Here is a 16,841-nt window from a genome sequence, read left to right on the forward strand (position 1 = left end):
ATGACCGATGTCCCAGCGTTCCCCATCACAATGCAGCGTTCGCAATCCACTGCGGCATTGCTGACCATGGTGCTCGTCTGGCAGATTGCATCATCGATCGGCGCCGATCGCCTGTTTCCTGGTCCGGTCCAGGTTGTTTCGGTTCTCCTGCACGAAGTGGTTCGGGGCGAGCTGCCATACCATTTGGGCATCTCGCTTGCGCGCGTCGTGGCAAGCCTCGGGTCGGCAATCGTCATTGGCGCGGCCCTTGGCTACGCGGCAGGCCGCTCGCACAGAGCCGACATATGGATGAGGCCTTGGATCGTGTTACTCCTCAACATGCCGGCGCTGATCACGGTCATTCTAATTTATATCTGGCTTGGTCTTGCCGAGACTGCGCTTGTCCTTGCGGTCGCGCTCAACAAGATCCCCAATGTCGTGGTGACTATTCGTGAAGGCGCCAGCCGGCTGGACAAGGACTTTGCCGAAATGGCTGAGCTCTATCGCTTCGGGCGTGCTGCAAAGCTGCGGCATGTCGTGCTGCCGCAATTGGCGCCGTTCTTTCTCGTCACCCTGCGCAGCGGGCTGGCATTGACGTGGAAGATCGTGTTGCTCGCCGAACTGCTCGGCCGCTCCAACGGCGTCGGGTTCCAGCTACAGGTCTATTTTCAGAACTTCGACGTCACCCACATCCTTGCCTATGCGATCAGCTTCGGCGTTGTGATGCTTGCCATAGAGTATGGACTGCTTGTGCCGTTGGAACGTCGTCTGTTCGCCTGGCGACGCTGATGCTGAGGATCAGGATCGAGGACAAGACTTTCCCCGGTGACGACGGCCAGCGCCGGACGATCTTTCGCGCGCTGTCGCTTGATATAGCCGACGGACAGGTCTGCGTCCTGACCGGCCCTTCCGGTGTCGGCAAGTCGACGCTGCTGTCGATCGTTTCGGGCGTCGACCGCGAATTTCGCGGCAGCGTGAGCGGACGACCGCTTCCGATAGGCATGCTGTTCCAGACACCGAGGCTGCTGCCCTGGCTCACCGCCTTGCGCAATGTAGAGCTGGCCATCCCGGATCGCGCGCCCGATGCGGCCCGGTGGCTTGCCGCTGTCGGTCTGAAAGGCAATGAGAAGAGCTATCCGCAGCGACTCTCGGGCGGTATGGCGCGGCGCGTAGCGCTTGCCCGGGCGCTCGCCGTGGAGCCTGCGCTCCTGCTCCTCGACGAGCCATTCGCTTCACTCGACGAGGCGACCGCGCAAGCCATGCGCCGCCTGCTGCAGGATTGTTTCGCCAGTCGGCGGACTACCACGCTGCTGGTTACGCATGATCTCGCATATGCCTCGTCGCTGAGTGATCGGGTTATTGTTCTGGAGGGATCGCCGGCGCGCATCGTGCGCGATGTCGCAATCTCTGGTGGCGATGAAGCGGGATCGTCGCGCTTTGGGCTGGGGGCGACACAATGAGACTGTTGCTGGGCCTTCTCTTTCTTTTGCTGATCATCGGCCCTGGCGCCACCGAGCAACAGACGATGGTGATCGGGTATATCGGCCAGGAGCGCAAAACGGCTCTGCCCCTGGGACCCCTTGATGAAACCGTCACTGACGGCGGCCTGCAAGGCGCTCGGCTGGGCATTGCCGACGACGAAAGCACCGGCCGGTTTCTCGGGCAGAAATTTCGGCTGGAGGAAAGGGTATTGAAACCAAGCGAAGCGCCGGATGACGCTGTAAGACAATTCGCTAATGCCGGCATCGCCTTTGTCATCGCAGATCTCGACGCCCGTCAGCTTCTACAGGCCAGTGCCGCGCCCGGTGCCGAGCAGATGACGTTGTTCAACAGCCGGGCGCCGGACGACGAGCTTCGCCAGCAGGACTGCCGTCGGAACGTGCTGCACACGATCCCGAGCCGCGCCATGCTCGCCGACGGGCTGGCGCAATATCTCGCCTGGAAGCGCTGGCAGCGTTGGTTCCTGCTTGTGGGGCCGCATTCGCAGGATCAGGCGATGGCTGCGGCCTTTCGACGGGCGGCGGCTCGCTTCGGAGCCGAGATCACGATCGACCAGCCGTGGACATTCAGGCCCGCCAACGGACGTGCCGATACAGGGCATGTCACGCTGCAGACCGAAATACCGGCGGTCACGCAGGTCAGCGACTATGATGTGCTCGTGGTCGCCGACGAGGCGGATGAATTCGGCGCCTATCTGGAGGGCCGCACTGCGCTGCCGAGAATCGTCGCCGGCACGCAAGGGCTTGTCGCCATAGGCTGGAGCGCTGTCAGCGAGGAATGGGGCGCCACGCAACTGCAGGACCGTTTCCACAGGCAGGCAGGGCGCTGGATGTTGCCCAGCGACTACGCGGCCTGGCTCGCTGTGCGCAGTATCGGCGAAGCGGCGACGCGCCTGCACAGTCTCGATCCCGCGGCAATCGGCAGATATATACGCGGCGACGCGTTTCTTCTCGCTGGCTTCAAGGGGCAGGGGCTTAGTTTCCGTCCTTGGGACGGACAGATGCGCCAGCCCATTTTGATCGCCGGGCCTCGCCTCTTGATTTCCAGCTCACCGCAACCGGGCTTCCTGCATCAGCGCACGCCGCTCGACACGCTGGGCATCGACCTGGAGGAGAGCACATGCAAGTTCTGATGACGCTGTTGTTGGCGGCGTTCGCTCTTGCTGCTCCCGCCGCCGCCGAGACCATCTACGTTTCCAATGAGCAGGATAATACGGTCGCGGTCGTCGACGGCGTGACAATGACTTTGCTGGCGACGATCGATGTCGGCCGCCGTCCGCGCGGGCTGGCGCTGTCGATCGACAACAAGATGCTTTTCGTCGCGGAAGGCGACGACAACCGCATCGACGTGGTCGACGTCGCGAAGCGGCGGGTCGTCGGCGAATTGCCTTCGGGAGCCGATCCGGAATTCTTCGCAGTCCATCCCGATGGCAAGCGGCTGTTCGTCGCCAACGAGAATGACAATCTGGTGTCGGTGGTGGACATCGCCGCGGCCAAGGTCATCGGCACCGTGGATGTCGGCGTCGAACCGGAAGGAATGGCGGCCAGCGCCGACGGCCGCTATGTCGCCTGCACTTCGGAGACCACCAGCATGGTGCATCTGATCGACGCAGGCACGCTTGAACTCGTGGACAATCTGCTGGTCGATACCCGGCCGCGCGCGGCTTTATTCTCGTCGGACGGGAAGCAATTCTGGGTGTCCTCGGAGATCCGGGGCACTGTCACCGTCTTCGACACGGCAACGCGCGCGCAGACCGGCAAAGTCGAGTTCGAGGTGCCGGGTATACGACGCGAGGGTGTGCAGGCGGTCGGCATGGCGACATCTCGCGATGGCACGACCGTCTATGTGGCGCTCGGCCCCGCCAACAGGATTGCGGAAGTCGATGTGAAAACGCTGGCGGTCCGTCGGCTCTACCTTGTTGGTCAACGACCCTGGCACGTTGCGCTCTCCGGCGACGAGAAGCGCCTGGTCAGCTCAAACGGGAATTCCGGCGATATTTCGTTTATCGATCTGGAAAACCAGGAGGTGGTGAAATCGCTGCCGGTAGGGCGGGGGCCGTGGGGCGTCGTGATCGGGCCATGAACGCCTTGTCGGTCGAGAATCTGGGCCATAGTTTCGGAAACCGGCGGGTTCTCGACGGCGTCTCTTTCTCTGTGGCCCAAGGCAGGATGTGCATCTTGCTAGGCCGCAATGGCGCCGGCAAGACGACGTTGTTCTCGCTGATCACCGGTCTTTATCACGCCCGCTCCGGCTCGGTGCATGTCTTCGACCAGGCGATGGATGTCAACCCGTCCGTCGCGTTGGCGCAGATGGGCGTCGTCTTCCAGTTGCCGACCCTCGACCTCGATCTGACGGCCGGCGAGAACCTGCGTTACCACGCGGCCTTGCATGGGCTTAGCCAGGCCTTGAGCAAGGAGCGCTCCATCCACGAACTCGGCCGGCTGGACGTGCTGGACAGGATCGACGATCCTGCCCGAGCGCTTTCCGGGGGGCAGCGTCGCCGTGTCGAGATCGCACGTGCTCTGATGCATAGCCCACGCCTTTTGCTGCTGGATGAGCCGACCACCGGGCTCGACGTGCCGGGCCGCCGCGCGCTCGAGCGGCACGTGCGGGAGCTTTGCCGCCAGCGCGGCATTGCCGTTCTGTGGGCAACACATTTTCTGGAAGAACTAACGGCGGATGACGATGTGGTGGTGCTGCATCGAGGCACAATCCGGTGGGCCGGCCGCGCCGATCGCCTGGCTGCCGATCTCGGTGTAGCGAGCACGGGCGAGGCCTTCGCGTCGCTGACGGAGTCCGAATGAAAACGTCTCACGCGGTGCGCGCGCTCAACGGCATCCTGCGCAGGGAGATGCTGCGCACGTTGCGGCAACGCGGCCGGCTGCTCTCGGCGATGGTACGGCCGCTGGTCTGGCTGGCAATCTTTGCCGCTGGCTTCCGCTCCGTTCTCGGTCTGTCGATCACGCCACCCTACCAGACCTATGTTCTCTATGACGTGTATGTGGTGCCCGGGCTAGCGGCCATGATGCTGCTCTTCCATGCCATGGCGAGTTCGCTGGCCATGGTCTACGATCGCGAGATGGGCAGCATGCGCCTGTTGCTGACCGCACCATTGCCGCGCTGGTACCTGCTTGCGGCGCGCCTGCTGGCCAGCGTGATCGTTGGCGTGCCGCTGGTCTACTTGTTTCTGTTGATCGCGCGTTTCTGGGATGTGCGGCCGCCCGTTCTCGGCTACGTCGCGGTATTTCCGGCGCTCGTGCTGGCGGGCCTCATGCTTGGCGCGTTCGGACTGCTTGTCTCCTCGGTTTCGACACAGATGGAGAACTTTGCCGGTGTCATGAATTTCGTCATCTTTCCGGTGTTCTTTGCCTCGACGGCGCTCTATCCGCTGTGGCGGCTTGCCGAGGCGGGACCGGTGCTGGCAACAATCGCCGCCTGGAACCCGTTCAGCTCGGCAGTCGAGCTGATACGCTTCGCGCTCTATCTGCGGTTCGATCCTGTCGCGGCGGTTGTGGTCCTTGGCTGCCTCATCGCCTTCTTCCTCGCGGCGGTCATCGGCTATGACCCCGGTCGGGGCTTGTGGTCCCGGCGCGGCGGCGAGGGATGAATTACCTCAACGCATAGAGATAAGCGGCGATGTCCCGCGCCTGTTGCTCGGTGATCCTCGTCGACGGCATGGCCGTGTGCGGATTGACTTCCCTCGCCGATCGTATCCAGCGGATCATGTTCTCCGGATTGTTTGCCAGCAGGCCACCGATAAAGACCCTGTCGGCAAGGCCACCGTCCAGGCGGGGTCCGACCTGGCCTTGCGCACCCGGCACGCCGGGTATCGTATGGCAGCCGGAGCAGCCATTCGCCGTCATGATTGGAATGGCGCGAGCGCCTACGCCCCCGGTCGCCGCATCCGACTCGTGCCGGACACGGTCGCGCCGGTCGGACCACAAGGTCGCCGCTGCCACAGCCGCGGTCAGCAGCAGGATTGCGGCAAGGGCGCCCCCGATCAGCCTACCCAGGTCGGAGCGCATGTGTTGCCTCCCTGGTTGCGCTGCTGCTTATCCACAGGCCGGCGAGCAGCAGGGCGGCGCCGCCATAGATCAAGCCGGCCGGAACCCACATTACCAACCCGGCGAGCTGCTGGTCCTCGATCGCGGTCAGTCCCCACAATGCCGCGCCGGCGCCATTCTCCGGATACCAGAGTTTAGGCGAGACGAGCAGCAGGACACCGAGCAGGCCGGTATGAAGCGAGGTGAAGAAAAGATGCATGACGGAGCTGCCAGAGGTCTGCTGTCGACCGGGGCGCGGTAGCAGCGCCCACCAGAACAGCAAGGCTGTGCCGAGGAAGCTCGCATGCTGGGCATAATGAAGAAAGCCCTGCTGGAGCGCTGCCTGGAACAACGCCGGAATGTGCCAGATCCAGATGGCGACGCCGTGAATGATCGTCGCGTTGAGGGGGCGGATCACCAGGGCCCAAACCGATTGCAGCGTCTTTGCGCGCGTGAGCTTGCCCGTTCCGCGGCGAAGTGAGGCCGGCAAGGACCAGAGCAGGACCGCCCCTGGGCAAGCGGCGACAAGGAGGGGCGCCGCGACCGCCATCAGCAGTTCATGCTCGATCATATGGGCGGCAAACACCCGCTCGCCGAGCGCATGGATGGGGCTGACCAGTGCTGCCGTCAGCACGCCCCAACCGGCGGCGAACAACAACGCCTGCCGCATCCGCTCGGGACGGCCTCGGCTGCTGCGGCGCCACAACCGAGTCGCTCCGATGGCATAAAGGAAGGCAATCGCGGCCAGCGGAAACGTGATGGGAAATGCGAGCGTCCATCCGGCCTCGGGCGCGCCGGTGCCGTAGCAGATCGAGGTCGAGAAGAACGCGTCGAAGCTCATCGCAGGCACTCGTCGAGAATGAGAGCCGCGCTGCCTTGCATGATGATGACGAGGGCAAACAGCAATGCCGCAAGCATGCCGAGATCGGCGACGAACTGCTCGGTGCTGCGCGTGCGCTCAGGCTTGAAGGCGGCGCCGCCCTGCCGCTTCGCCCGCCATGACAAGGCACCGCCGAGCAGCGAAAGCACGGCGAGCACCAGTGCCACGGGAAGCACCACCGGCACCTGGCGGTTGCACTGCCATGGTACGAGTGCGTAGTTCAGCTGCGTCGAGATTGCCCAAGCCATCGGCCCCGACAGAAGACCACCCCAGGACGTTCCCATTTTCAACGCACGCATCAGCCTAGCCTCGGCATCCAGTAGATGAGCAGATAGATCGGGATCCAGGTCAGCACCACGAAATCCCAATAGAAGACATTGTCGCCGACATCGCCGAAGCGCCGGCCGCTATAGCCATGGCGTGTGAACATCAGCACCGTCAAAACGATGGTGTCGCCGACATCGGTGATCAGGTGTGTGGTGTGCAGCCCGAGCAGCACCCAGAGCATCGAGCCGTAGGCGTTCGTGTCCCAGTAGATGTTCAGCGCGGGGAATTCGAACCAGCGCACGACAAGCGGGGCCAGACCGAGCAGCGACATCACCACCAGCCCGATCCGCACCGGAACGATCGCGCATTGCTTGGCATGGCCGTGGAGGATGTGATTCGGCACCACGCTGATGATAAACAGGATGGTGACGATCGTCCCGGGCCAATGGTCGGGGTGCGGGGCGCTTAGACGCCAGTTGGGCCACAAAGTGGCGAGATAGAGATAAGCGCCCGCGGCCAACGCAAAGCCCATGCCTTCCAGCGCCATGAAGCCGAGCGTTCCCCACCAGGTCGGGCTGCGCGGACCATGTCCAAAGGTTGGGAGGTCCGAAAGATCCAAGCTGGGACGCTCACTCATCCCTCATCCTCCGGGTCGTCCTTGGGCCAGAACCAGCCGATCAAGGTGATGGCGATCGGCGCGGCGCCCCAGACGATCGCCCAGGGCGTGAAGATCGAATAGACAAACGTACCGCCGACGGCGATTGCCGCCAGCAGCGGCCAGATCGACGGTGTCGCCGATTTCTCGCGAATGTCGGGATGGGCTTCCGCCACGGTTGAGATCAACAACTCACGGACATCGACGCGGAGTCCGGTCGCCACAGGCAGCGCCTCCCGTTCGGCCCAGAGCGGCTCGACATGCGTGACAATCGGTATCCGCGCGAAATTATAGCTTGGCGGCGGCGAAGACGTCGCCCATTCGAGCGTACCGGCATCCCAGGGATTGTTTCCGGCCAGCGCGCCCTTCAACGCGCCGTGTACAAGATTGAAAGTGAACAGTACGAAGCTGAGGAAAAAGAGCACCGCGCCGGCGCTGATGAACAGGTTGATGTTGCCCCAGCCAAGCTCGGCCGGATAGGTGTAGACCCTTCGTGGCATGCCCCAGAGCCCGACGAGATGCATTGGAAAAAAAGCTGCGTTGAAGCCGATGAAAGCCAGCCAGAAATGCCAGCGCCCGAGACGCTCGCTCATCATGCGGCCGCTGATCTTGGGGAACCAGAAATAGGCCGCGCCCAGCAGCGGGAAGACCGAACCGCCGATCAGCACGTAATGGAAATGGGCGACGACGAAATAGGTGTCGTGCACCTGGAGGTCCAGCGGCACCGAAGCGAGCATGACGCCGGTGAGGCCGCCGATGACGAAGATGAAAAAGAAGCCGAACACGAACAGCAGCGGCGTGCGGATCACCGGCCTGCCGTCCCACAAGGTCGCCAGCCAGCAGAAGATCTGAACGCCATTGGGGATGGCGATCAGCATGCTCGACGCGGTGAAGAAGCTGGCGCCGAGCTTGGGTAGCCCCGTCGCGAACATGTGATGGACCCAGAGGCCGAACGAAAGGAAACCGACGGCGATCAGCGACAAGACCAGCCCGAGATGCCCGAACACGGGACGCCGGGCGAAGACCGGGATGATCGCCGAGACCATGCCCGTCGCCGGCAGGAAGATGATGTAGACCTCGGGATGGCCAAAGAACCAGAACAGATGCTGGAAGAGCAGTGCGTCGCCGCCCTCGGCGGGGTTGAAGATATGTGTGCCGACCAGCCGGTCGAGGATCAGGAAGGTCGAGGTGATCATCACCGCGGGCATGGCGAAGACGACGACGAAGGAGGTAACCAGCATTGCCCAGACGTAGAGCGGAATCCTGTCCAGCGACATGCCGGGGGCTCGCTGCTTGAACACGGTGACGATGGTTGCCACCGCGACGGCGAGTGAGGAAACTTCTGTATAAGTGATCATCTGGGCCCAGACGTCGGCCCGCTTGCCCGGCGCGAATTCGGGGCCTGACAGCGGCACATAAGCAAACCAGCCGACGTCGGGCGCCATGTTGAGCGCGAAAGACACCCAGGCGAATATGCCGCCCGAAACATAGATCCAGTAGCTGAACGCGTTCAGGCGGGGAAAGGCGATGTTGCGGCTGCCGACCATCAGCGGGACGAGATAGATGCCTGTCGCCTGCACGATAGGCACGGCGAACAGGAACATCATGGTCACACCATGCATCGTGAACAGCTGGTTGTAGAGGTCCGGGCCGATCAGACCGCGCTGCGGCCCTGAGAGCTGGATGCGCATGGCGACAGCGTTGAGCCCGCCCAGGCACAGAAACACGAAGGCGGTGATCAGATAGCGCCGTGCGACGACCTTGTGGTCGACGCTCGACAGCGCGCCGATGATGCCGGGGGGCGTGCGCCATGTCCGCGCCAGCCAGCGATCCAGGCTGGCATCGTCCATGCCGGTGTCGCGCGGTCCGTCATGCTCGGGTGCGACGTCGCCCGCGGTAGAGGTTTCACGCACCGGCGGCAGGTCGCGTTCGCTTGTGAGGTCCGCGCTGCTCATTTAAGCGCCTCGAGGTAGGCGACCATGGCGTTGAGTTCGTCGCCGCTGAGCTCCACCACCGGCATGTGGGATCCGGGCTTGATGCCCTGTGGGTCGGCTATCCAGGCGGCGAGATTGCCGCGGCTCATCGTCAATGTCCCGGCGGCAAGCGTCTGCCGGCTGGCTATATGGGTGAGGTCAGGGGCGACCGTTCCTCCGGCAGGCGTGCCGCCTATTCTGTGACACATCACGCAAGGGCGCTTCAGAAACAGATCCTGGCCGGCCTTGGCTTCGTCCCCCGTCGGAGTAGCGGCCGGCTGCAACTGGTCGTTCCACCAGGCGTCGAACTTCGCACGCGGCTCGGCGATGATGAAGGTGCCCATGTTTGCGTGCTGCGCCCCGCAGAACTCGGCGCATTGACCTCGGTAAACACCAGGCTTGTCTGCCTTGAGGTCGAGCACGTTCATGTGGCCGGGAATGAGGTCGAGCTTGCCCGAAAGGCTCGGGATCCAGAAGGAATGGATGACGTCGGTCGAGGTCAGAAGAAGCCGCACCGGCTCCCCGGCGGGGATATGGATCTCGTTCGCCGTGGTCAGGATGCGGCTTGGCGTGGCATCCTCATAGCGCGCCTCCCACCACCATTGATGGCCGGTGACCCGAATGGTCAGTGCGGCATCCGAGCCGATCGCGGCGAGCGTCCTGTTGGCGAAGAAGCTCAGCAAGGTCAGTCCGATCAGGACAATGGCGGTCAACCCGACGGCGGTCATCACCGCGCGCAGCTTCCGGTCGTCGGCGCCGGCCTTGATCGCGAGCGGCTCCGCCTGCGCGCGCGACCGCATCATCAAGGGCACGACGAGGGCGATCATCACCAGCACCCACACCACGGCGCAGAGCGCGGTGAAGAACCAGATCAGCCATGCCAGTTCGCTCGCCGCGGGACCTTTCGGGTCGAGGGCGGATTGCCAGCCCGCGCATCCCTGGAGCAACAGAGCGCCGGCGGTGGCGAACGCCATCGAGACGAGACGTTTCACGGCGACTTCCCCAGCGTGGCCGCGTCGGGCATGCGGTTTTCCGACGGATGCGCCATCATGTCGTCATTGCGTTGCGGCGCGGCGGAAGACGGCGCGTTGCCGCTCAGCGAGCGCACGAAAGCCGCAAGCTCCCAGATCTGGTCGTCGGGAATCTTGTCGCGGAAGCTCGGCATGCCGTTTGGCCGACCGTCGCGGATCGTGGCATGGATGCTTTCGATCGAACTGCCATAGAGCCACTTCTGGTCCATCAGGGCCGGCCCCATGCCGCCGCCGCCATTGGCGTGGCATCCAGAACAGTTGAACCAGCCGAAAAGCCGTTTCCCTTCGCTCATGTGGAAGGCGTTGGCCTCGAAGCTCGCCGCCTTGTTGTCGCTGGCGGGGGGGCGCTGTCCGCCGGGCTCCAGCGTGGTCACAGGCGTCGGCTGCTCGCCCGATCCGAGCGCCGATTGCGGGCGCGTGTCACGTTCCTCGCGCTGGCAGGCAGCGAGCGCCAGGACTGGAAACAGGAGCATGGCCACAGCGGCTCTCATCGCACCGGGCTCCCCGAGGCATCGAGGCGCGGCACGCCATATTGTGACAGCAAGGCATCTATCTCGACCTTGTGCCTGGACAGGGCGCCATTGACGTCCCCGCGCAGCGCATCGTCTTCGCGGCGGACGCCCATCGAGATGTCGTAGATCATCGGCAGTTGCGGTCCGTCGATGCGGGGCGCAACCGGCGTGATGCGGAGCGGCACCTTCTGCCTGGCGGCGAAGTAGCCGGCGAGGGGGCCCCAGACCACGGCAAGGTCGATCTCGCCACTCGCCACCGCTTCGACGATGCGCGCCGGCGGGTTGGGGGCGGAATAATCGCCATAGACCGGATAGCCAACGAGGTGCCCGACGATACCGCGGCGGCCAAGCGCCTGGACCGGAGGCGAATTGGCGCCATCGTCGCCGATGAGCTGAACACCGATCCGCATGTCGCGCAGCCGCGGATCATTGAACGATGCTACGTCGGGGCCGTCCCTGCGGGTGACGAAGACATAGGACGATCGGTAGTAGGGCGTGGTGGTGCGCAGCATTTCGAGGTTGCTCGGCGTGCCCGGCACGAGATCGCATAGACCGGCCTTCAGCGTGTTTCGGATGAAGCCGCGGCGCTGCGCCCACCAGGTATAGGTCAGCTTCGCGCCGAGATCGGACGCAACGATTTCGGCGATCCTGTTTTCGAAGCCCTGACCTGCCGCGTTGGAGAACGGCATGTTGTTCGGATCGGCGCAGACCCTCAACTCACGCGCGTCGGCTGTGGCCGTCAAGAACACGAAGGTGATCGCGGCCATGCCGATCGCCAGCCGTTGACACCCCTTTCGCGCCGGACCTACGGTCAAGTAAAATTCATCAAGGCAGCCGGAACACATAAAGGGTGCCTCCCGAGGTTGTCGCGTTCTTCAGATCCTTCATGGCATTGACGAAACCGAGCGCGGCGGTGGCGTCACGCGGGTCAAGATCGCCCGATACAATTGCGCCGGCCCAGCCGCCGACGCCTGAGAGGATGGCGACATATTGGTGCCCGTCGGGACCGCGATAGGTGATAGGCTGGCCGATGATCCCGGACGAGGTCTTGAACTGCCAAAGCAGGTCTCCGGTCTTGGCGCTGACCGCCTTGAACCAGCCTTCCATCGTGCCATAGAAGACAACGTCGCCGGCGGTCACCACCGCGCCGCTCCACACCGGGAAATTCTCCTTGAGGCTCCAGGCGGGTTTCTCCGCGGCGATGTCCCAGGCGGTGAAGGCGCCGCGATTACCGCCGGGCCCTGGTATCATGCGGACGTTCATCCCGACGTAAGGCGTGCCGGCGATGTAGTTCACCTCGACGCCTTCTTCATCCATGCACAGATTGTTGTGCGGGATGTAGAGCAGGCCGGTCTTCGGCGAGAACGCGGAAGGCTGCCAGTCCTTGAGGCCCGACGCCGTCGGACAGATATCGCGAACGACCTTGCCGGTGCCGGTCTTCTTGTCCGGATTTACGATCAGTCGACCGGTTTTCAGGTCCACACCTTTGCTGGAGTTTACGGGACCAAAGGGTTTTGCCGACAGCACCTCGCCGGTTGTCCGGTCGAGGATGTAGAGATAGCCGTTGCGCTCCGGCCGGATCAGCACCTTGCGCGGCTTGCCCTGCCAGGTCATGTCGAGCAGGATCTGCTCGTTGATGCCGTCATAGTCGTGGAGGTCGTGCGGGCTCCACTGATAGAACCATTTCGCCGCGCCGGTGTCTGGATCGCGCGCGAAAATGCCAGACGTCCACTTGTTGTCGCCCGGCCGCAAATCCGGATTCCATGGTCCGGGATTGCCGGTGCCGTGGAAAATCAGGTTCAGATCGGGATCATAGGAAATCCAGCCCCACATGTTGCCGCCGCCGATCTTCCAGGCTTCCGGCGGCCACGTCGTGACGCCAAGATCCTTGCCTTTGTCCATGTCGTAGTGCGGCTTGAAGTCCGGTCCGATCAGCACGTCCTTGTCCGGCCCGGTGCTAAAGGCGATCCAGACGACATGACCGTCGCCGGCGTCGAGCGCCTTTACCCAGCCGCGAACGCCCATCTCGCCGCCGGAATTGCCGACCAGCACTTTGCCCTTCACCACAAGCGGCGCCATGGTGATGGTCTCGCCGATGTTGATGTTGCCGACATGAGTGTTCCAGATCGGCTTGCCCGTGTTCGCATCAAGGGCAATCGTGTGGCCGTCCAGCGTATTGAAAAAGATGCGCCCGTCGGCGAATGCCACCCCTCGGTTGACGACGTCGCAGCAGGCCACCCCCTGTGCCGCCGGCTCGGGATTGGGTTCGTACTTCCACTTCATCGGGGCGCCGGGCTTGGAGAGATCGAGCGCATAGACGAAGTTGGGAAAGGGCGTCACGATATACATGGTGTTGCCGACGACCAGCGGCGCTGCTTCCTGGCCCTTGTTCACGCCTGTCGAGAACGTGAACGCGACCTGCAGGTTCTTGACGTTGCCTTCATTGATCTCGGAGAGTTCGCTGAAGCGCGTCGACGCGTAGTTCTTGGCCGGCATCGTCCATTGGCCGTCATCGGGTGGCGAAGCTGCGGCTGGCGGTACGATCGCTGGTGTTTTAGGAGGATCGGACGCAGCGCCCAGAAGCAGCAGGCAGGCGAGCAGCGTCACCAGAAGGATAGCGCCAAAGGAATTCCCGGCTGCCAATTTGCGGGTACGTCGTTCTACGTCAACGCGCGTTAATGCCAACTGCGGCATAGCTTTCATTTATTGATCGAGCCTCCCACGCCGGCGCCGAGTTCGGCCGCGATGTCGGCCTCCGTTCCGGCACAAAGCGGATGGCCCCAGCCCGAAGCGCTTTTGCCGCCGGGGTCCAGATCGTAGACAATGGCATCCTTGCGATTTGGATTGACGCCTGCCGGGACCTTGTCGAAGCCGAGCGCCGCGCGGATACGCCAGGCGACATTGTGATCGGCGCATGAGGAATCGCCTGAAACGCCGAGGCCGCCGACAATGCTCTTGCCGTCGTAGAGGGCAAGTCCGCCGCCAAACACCACGACGCCTCCGATCGGCTTGCCGACGAGCGGGTCGCCGGCGCTTCCGAACGTTTTGGGATCGCCCGTATAGGCCGCGGCCTGGTTGACGGGATTGGTCTCCTGCAGGCCAAATAGCGGCCCGCCCGGCTGCACCCCCGCATAGAGATTGGCCGTCGAGAGGGCCATCTGAGCCAGGCTGAGACCGTTGGCCGTGTTGGCTTTCTCCGCTGCTATGAGCCGACTTCCCGGCCATTGCGAGTCGGGGGTGGGGCCGCTGAACGCAATCGCGCAGACAGTGCCGTCACGGGCAACGATGGCTGCCCATTCGTTGGTCTCAAAGCCGCCATTGGCTGGTCCGCCGCTTGCCTTCACGTTGGCTTTGAGGGCTGCAAGCAGCTTATCGTGATCGGCCGGACAGGGTTCCTGCGCCATGGCCTCGTGCCCGTGGAACAGGCCACCCATCAGCAACAGCAGGCCAAAAAGAGGTACGAAAAGCTGCGAGCGATACATTGTCCTGGCATTCGTTTACAAAACAAGGACCACCCAGGCAGACCGCAGAATGCGAGGATACGTCCAATGGGTCAGTGCCTAACTCGCGTAATGCTTCTATGTTCCTGCTTTGCATAAAATTCGTGCAGTTGGATTTGGGTGCAGGTGTTCAATCAAAGCATGGGACCTGGATACCCGTGGCCACAGGCCAAGCGGTGAGGCAACGCGGCTGATCCAGGAAAATGCGATCGGGATGGCGCAGACGCACCCGCCCTGACAAACGCTGTTGCCTTGTCACGGCGTTCGACGATGGATGATCTCTTCAATAAGTTTCGCGTCGGCTTCGTACTCCGCGGCCCGCGCAGCCATTTGGCTGGCCAGGCTGTGTCTTTCCCGCGCGGCTTCGCGTTTTGCCGTACGTTTCGCCAACTCAGCCCGCTGCTGGTGCGCTCTTAAAAGGCTCCAAAGAGCCTGTTCCGCATCGTCAGCCTGGGCCTGCATTAAAACGTCCGCTCCGAACGCATGTCCGGTGTGGCAGCGGTAACGGGTAATCGGCCCGTCATCGATCTCCCATAGGGGGCCATGACATTCGGGGCAGACAAATGTCGAGGGGGCGCCAAGCTGGCCTTCGGTCAATTCCATTGTGCTGTGCTCCTGAGCTGCAATCGCTGCCTCAAGGAGGATGCCGGACGGGATTTCTGGTGTCGGCCCTGCGATTTCGGAAGCAAGCCTGTGCAACAGGCCAGCCATTTCGGACAGAGGGACGCAATGGTCGATTTCCACATTCTGCAAGGCGCTCAGCGGCATATCGGGTACTGCGGCGTCGCCGGGGTCCTGGACTACGCTGACGCCTCCGCACATCTTGATTGCGTGCAGGCCGGCGGTGCCGTCGGAGAGGCTGCCTGTGAGCACGACGCCGATCACGCTGCCGCCAAAGCTGCAGGCCGCCGATCGAAACAGGGGGTCGATGGCGGGGCGCGCCAGGTTCTCGCGCGGCCCGCGCCGCAGCAGCATATGATCGTCATGTAACAGAAGGTGAGCTCCGGGCGGTGCAACGAAGATGTGCCCGTTTTTAACCTTCATGCCGTTGGAGGCATTTGCAACGGGCATGTTGGCAGCGCGACCGAGAATGTCGCCGAGGTAACTCGTGGGACCAACGTGCTGTACGACGAGGAGAGCCGCCGGGATGTCCGGCGAAAGATCGCGGACAAGTCTCTTCAGCGCGTCGACGCCGCCGGCCGATGCTCCGATTGTCACGATGCACCGGTTCTCGCAACCGTCGGGACGGACCTTATCCGGCTGGCCCGCACGCTCCGAATCTGATCGTGGTGCGGCGGTGGCCATGGTTGCTTCACCCACATTCAGCACAGATGTCGATGCGAGCGCTCCGGCCAGTCCGTTGCTGGTCGGATGCCCTGCCTTCGTCGGTGTTAGCTTCCGGCCGCATCGCGGAACATAGATGCCCGCGTCGGCTCTGTGCTAACGCCTACGTGCGCGTTTGACGGCAGCCTCTGCCACGGCCGGGGCCTCCTGAATGCTTGCCGCGCCGCCGAAATCGGCGTTCTTGGTACGGCCAGCTCCCGGGCCTGCTCCTAGATCAGCGCCTGTTGTCGGATCGGAAGCCGGATCGGAAAGCGTACGGTCGGCCATCCTGGCCACCACCTTCATGTCTTTGGCCCCCAGCTTGACAGTTGCCAGGCCGTCTCCGCCGTCGACGGGCATCACCTCTTCAAGGTCATCGATCCGATCCCACTCTTCGCCGGAATTCCATGGGCCAGCGACATCGCCGTCGCCTTGAGAGGTGTTGACATACATGCTGGCGTACTTCTCTACGCCTGGGAGCTTGCCGGAAGGGAAATTGTTTTCGATCGCGTAGAGTGCTTTCTCAAACGACTTCTGGTGCGCGATCTCGCGGGTCATCAGGAAGCCGAGCGCGTCCTTGATTCCCGGGTCGTCGGTGATGTTGATGAGGCGTTCGTAAACGATCTTGGCGCGGGCTTCGGCGGCGATATTCGACCGCAAATCCACCGTAGGTTCACCGCGCGAGTCGACATAGGCCGCGGTCCAGGGAACGCCGGCTGAGTCGCACAGCGCGGGAGCGCCGCCGAACAGAATTGATTCCTTGGCTGTTGTGCCGCTGGCGCCGATCATCAGGTAAAGGTCGGCTTCCTTCATTTGGCCCTCGGCCAGCTGTGCCTTGAGCCCCTTGTTGAGCATGGTGACGATTGATCCCACCACTTCGAGATGGCTGAGTTCTTCGGTCGCAATATCGAGCAACATGTCGCGACGGCCAAGATCGTCCTCGCCAAGCCCTTGCGTGAAATAGCGCATGGCCGCTGCAAGCTCGCCATCGGCGCCGCCGAACTGTTCCATGATCATGCAGGCCAGGCGAGGATTCGGCTCCGAGACGCGAACGGTGTATTGCAGGCGCTTGTTGTGCATGAACATGGACATCTCTCCGGTTAGATCATCCGAACATCCCGGCAAGTTGATTGTTCCATCCGGCCATCGGCCAGCGAGCATTTTTACGGCAGCTTCAG

18 protein-coding genes are annotated in these 16,841 nt (G+C 63.1%); 6 read left to right on the forward strand and 12 right to left on the reverse strand.

The window, feature by feature from the left end:
• From NLY43_RS27700 to NLY43_RS27725, 6 genes are read left to right on the forward strand one after another with little or no spacing between them, the layout of a single operon-like run.
• The gene (locus NLY43_RS27700; RefSeq protein ID WP_023712223.1) at positions 1 to 768 is read left to right on the forward strand and encodes an ABC transporter permease; all 768 of its coding nucleotides are present in this window, start codon (positions 1 to 3) and stop codon (positions 766 to 768) included.
• On the forward strand, positions 768 to 1,439 hold the full coding sequence (locus NLY43_RS27705) for an ABC transporter ATP-binding protein (RefSeq protein ID WP_023712222.1): 672 nt from the start codon (positions 768 to 770) through the stop codon (positions 1,437 to 1,439). Before NLY43_RS27700 ends, NLY43_RS27705 begins: the two co-directional genes overlap by 1 nt.
• The gene (locus tag NLY43_RS27710; RefSeq protein WP_023712221.1) at positions 1,436 to 2,611 is read left to right on the forward strand and encodes a lanthanide ABC transporter ABC transporter substrate-binding protein PedA1; all 1,176 of its coding nucleotides are present in this window, start codon (positions 1,436 to 1,438) and stop codon (positions 2,609 to 2,611) included. The genes NLY43_RS27705 and NLY43_RS27710 overlap by 4 nt, the downstream gene beginning before the upstream one ends.
• On the forward strand, positions 2,599 to 3,561 hold the full coding sequence (locus NLY43_RS27715) for a PQQ-dependent catabolism-associated beta-propeller protein (RefSeq protein WP_031199528.1): 963 nt from the start codon (positions 2,599 to 2,601) through the stop codon (positions 3,559 to 3,561). Before NLY43_RS27710 ends, NLY43_RS27715 begins: the two co-directional genes overlap by 13 nt.
• Positions 3,558 to 4,283 (forward strand): lanthanide ABC transporter ATP-binding protein PedB/LutE, encoded by a 726-nt coding sequence (locus NLY43_RS27720; protein ID WP_023712219.1) that lies wholly within the window; start codon positions 3,558 to 3,560, stop codon positions 4,281 to 4,283. The genes NLY43_RS27715 and NLY43_RS27720 overlap by 4 nt, the downstream gene beginning before the upstream one ends.
• Positions 4,280 to 5,086 carry a lanthanide ABC transporter permease protein PedC gene (locus NLY43_RS27725; protein ID WP_023713344.1) on the forward strand — a complete coding sequence of 269 codons (807 nt, stop codon included), beginning with the start codon at positions 4,280 to 4,282 and terminating at the stop codon, positions 5,084 to 5,086. Before NLY43_RS27720 ends, NLY43_RS27725 begins: the two co-directional genes overlap by 4 nt.
• A 1-nt stretch (position 5,087) precedes the next feature.
• Here the strand turns inward: NLY43_RS27725 and NLY43_RS27730 are convergent, their stop codons facing one another.
• From NLY43_RS27730 to NLY43_RS27785, 12 genes are all read right to left on the reverse strand, one after another.
• Positions 5,088 to 5,504 (reverse strand): c-type cytochrome, encoded by a 417-nt coding sequence (locus NLY43_RS27730; RefSeq protein WP_023712217.1) that lies wholly within the window; start codon positions 5,502 to 5,504, stop codon positions 5,088 to 5,090.
• Positions 5,485 to 6,363, reverse strand: coding sequence for a cytochrome c oxidase assembly protein (locus NLY43_RS27735; RefSeq protein WP_023712216.1), 879 nt, complete (start codon positions 6,361 to 6,363; stop codon positions 5,485 to 5,487). Before NLY43_RS27735 ends, NLY43_RS27730 begins: the two co-directional genes overlap by 20 nt.
• Positions 6,360 to 6,701, reverse strand: a complete 342-nt coding sequence (locus NLY43_RS27740; protein WP_023681115.1) for a hypothetical protein — start codon at positions 6,699 to 6,701, stop codon at positions 6,360 to 6,362. The genes NLY43_RS27735 and NLY43_RS27740 overlap by 4 nt, the downstream gene beginning before the upstream one ends.
• Positions 6,701 to 7,306, reverse strand: a complete 606-nt coding sequence (locus NLY43_RS27745; RefSeq protein WP_023712215.1) for a cytochrome c oxidase subunit 3 — start codon at positions 7,304 to 7,306, stop codon at positions 6,701 to 6,703. Before NLY43_RS27745 ends, NLY43_RS27740 begins: the two co-directional genes overlap by 1 nt.
• A complete protein-coding gene (gene ctaD, locus NLY43_RS27750) occupies positions 7,303 to 9,279 on the reverse strand; it encodes a cytochrome c oxidase subunit I (RefSeq protein WP_023712214.1) in 1,977 nt (658 codons plus the stop codon). Before ctaD ends, NLY43_RS27745 begins: the two co-directional genes overlap by 4 nt.
• Positions 9,276 to 10,289, reverse strand: coding sequence for a cytochrome c oxidase subunit II (coxB, locus tag NLY43_RS27755; RefSeq protein WP_023815902.1), 1,014 nt, complete (start codon positions 10,287 to 10,289; stop codon positions 9,276 to 9,278). The genes ctaD and coxB overlap by 4 nt, the downstream gene beginning before the upstream one ends.
• The gene (locus NLY43_RS27760; RefSeq protein ID WP_023681119.1) at positions 10,286 to 10,819 is read right to left on the reverse strand and encodes a c-type cytochrome; all 534 of its coding nucleotides are present in this window, start codon (positions 10,817 to 10,819) and stop codon (positions 10,286 to 10,288) included. Before NLY43_RS27760 ends, coxB begins: the two co-directional genes overlap by 4 nt.
• Complete coding sequence (locus tag NLY43_RS27765) at positions 10,816 to 11,607, reverse strand: substrate-binding domain-containing protein (protein ID WP_023712211.1); 792 nt, start codon at positions 11,605 to 11,607, stop codon at positions 10,816 to 10,818. Before NLY43_RS27765 ends, NLY43_RS27760 begins: the two co-directional genes overlap by 4 nt.
• A gap of 58 nt (positions 11,608 to 11,665) precedes the next feature.
• Complete coding sequence (locus NLY43_RS27770; RefSeq protein ID WP_031199525.1) at positions 11,666 to 13,543, reverse strand: methanol/ethanol family PQQ-dependent dehydrogenase; 1,878 nt, start codon at positions 13,541 to 13,543, stop codon at positions 11,666 to 11,668.
• Positions 13,540 to 14,322 (reverse strand): heme-binding protein, encoded by a 783-nt coding sequence (locus tag NLY43_RS27775; protein WP_023712209.1) that lies wholly within the window; start codon positions 14,320 to 14,322, stop codon positions 13,540 to 13,542. The genes NLY43_RS27770 and NLY43_RS27775 overlap by 4 nt, the downstream gene beginning before the upstream one ends.
• Positions 14,323 to 14,595: 273 nt before the next feature.
• The gene (locus NLY43_RS27780; RefSeq protein WP_023696349.1) at positions 14,596 to 15,645 is read right to left on the reverse strand and encodes a chemotaxis protein CheB; all 1,050 of its coding nucleotides are present in this window, start codon (positions 15,643 to 15,645) and stop codon (positions 14,596 to 14,598) included.
• A gap of 135 nt (positions 15,646 to 15,780) precedes the next feature.
• Positions 15,781 to 16,749: a manganese catalase family protein gene (locus tag NLY43_RS27785; RefSeq protein WP_023681124.1), complete on the reverse strand. Its 969-nt coding sequence runs from the start codon at positions 16,747 to 16,749 to the stop codon at positions 15,781 to 15,783.
• Between the last annotated feature and the right edge of the window lie 92 nt (positions 16,750 to 16,841).

This window comes from Mesorhizobium sp. C416B (assembly GCF_030323165.1).
Classification (GTDB): Bacteria; Pseudomonadota; Alphaproteobacteria; order Rhizobiales; family Rhizobiaceae; genus Mesorhizobium.

What these genes read in the sequence shown, in the direction of transcription:
- NLY43_RS27700 (WP_023712223.1), top strand. Translation starts at nt 1, where the DNA reads ATGACCGATGTCCCAGCGTTCCCCATCACAATGCAGCGTTCGCAATCC.
- NLY43_RS27705 (WP_023712222.1), top strand. Translation starts at nt 768, where the DNA reads ATGCTGAGGATCAGGATCGAGGACAAGACTTTCCCCGGTGACGACGGC.
- NLY43_RS27710 (WP_023712221.1), top strand. Translation starts at nt 1,436, where the DNA reads ATGAGACTGTTGCTGGGCCTTCTCTTTCTTTTGCTGATCATCGGCCCT.
- NLY43_RS27715 (WP_031199528.1), top strand. Translation starts at nt 2,599, where the DNA reads ATGCAAGTTCTGATGACGCTGTTGTTGGCGGCGTTCGCTCTTGCTGCT.
- NLY43_RS27720 (WP_023712219.1), top strand. Translation starts at nt 3,558, where the DNA reads ATGAACGCCTTGTCGGTCGAGAATCTGGGCCATAGTTTCGGAAACCGG.
- NLY43_RS27725 (WP_023713344.1), top strand. Translation starts at nt 4,280, where the DNA reads ATGAAAACGTCTCACGCGGTGCGCGCGCTCAACGGCATCCTGCGCAGG.
- NLY43_RS27730 (WP_023712217.1), bottom strand. Translation starts at nt 5,504, where the DNA reads ATGCGCTCCGACCTGGGTAGGCTGATCGGGGGCGCCCTTGCCGCAATC.
- NLY43_RS27735 (WP_023712216.1), bottom strand. Translation starts at nt 6,363, where the DNA reads ATGAGCTTCGACGCGTTCTTCTCGACCTCGATCTGCTACGGCACCGGC.
- NLY43_RS27740 (WP_023681115.1), bottom strand. Translation starts at nt 6,701, where the DNA reads ATGCGTGCGTTGAAAATGGGAACGTCCTGGGGTGGTCTTCTGTCGGGG.
- NLY43_RS27745 (WP_023712215.1), bottom strand. Translation starts at nt 7,306, where the DNA reads ATGAGTGAGCGTCCCAGCTTGGATCTTTCGGACCTCCCAACCTTTGGA.
- ctaD (WP_023712214.1), bottom strand. Translation starts at nt 9,279, where the DNA reads ATGAGCAGCGCGGACCTCACAAGCGAACGCGACCTGCCGCCGGTGCGT.
- NLY43_RS27760 (WP_023681119.1), bottom strand. Translation starts at nt 10,819, where the DNA reads ATGAGAGCCGCTGTGGCCATGCTCCTGTTTCCAGTCCTGGCGCTCGCT.
- NLY43_RS27765 (WP_023712211.1), bottom strand. Translation starts at nt 11,607, where the DNA reads ATGGCCGCGATCACCTTCGTGTTCTTGACGGCCACAGCCGACGCGCGT.
- NLY43_RS27770 (WP_031199525.1), bottom strand. Translation starts at nt 13,543, where the DNA reads ATGAAAGCTATGCCGCAGTTGGCATTAACGCGCGTTGACGTAGAACGA.
- NLY43_RS27775 (WP_023712209.1), bottom strand. Translation starts at nt 14,322, where the DNA reads ATGTATCGCTCGCAGCTTTTCGTACCTCTTTTTGGCCTGCTGTTGCTG.
- NLY43_RS27780 (WP_023696349.1), bottom strand. Translation starts at nt 15,645, where the DNA reads ATGGCCACCGCCGCACCACGATCAGATTCGGAGCGTGCGGGCCAGCCG.
- NLY43_RS27785 (WP_023681124.1), bottom strand. Translation starts at nt 16,749, where the DNA reads ATGTTCATGCACAACAAGCGCCTGCAATACACCGTTCGCGTCTCGGAG.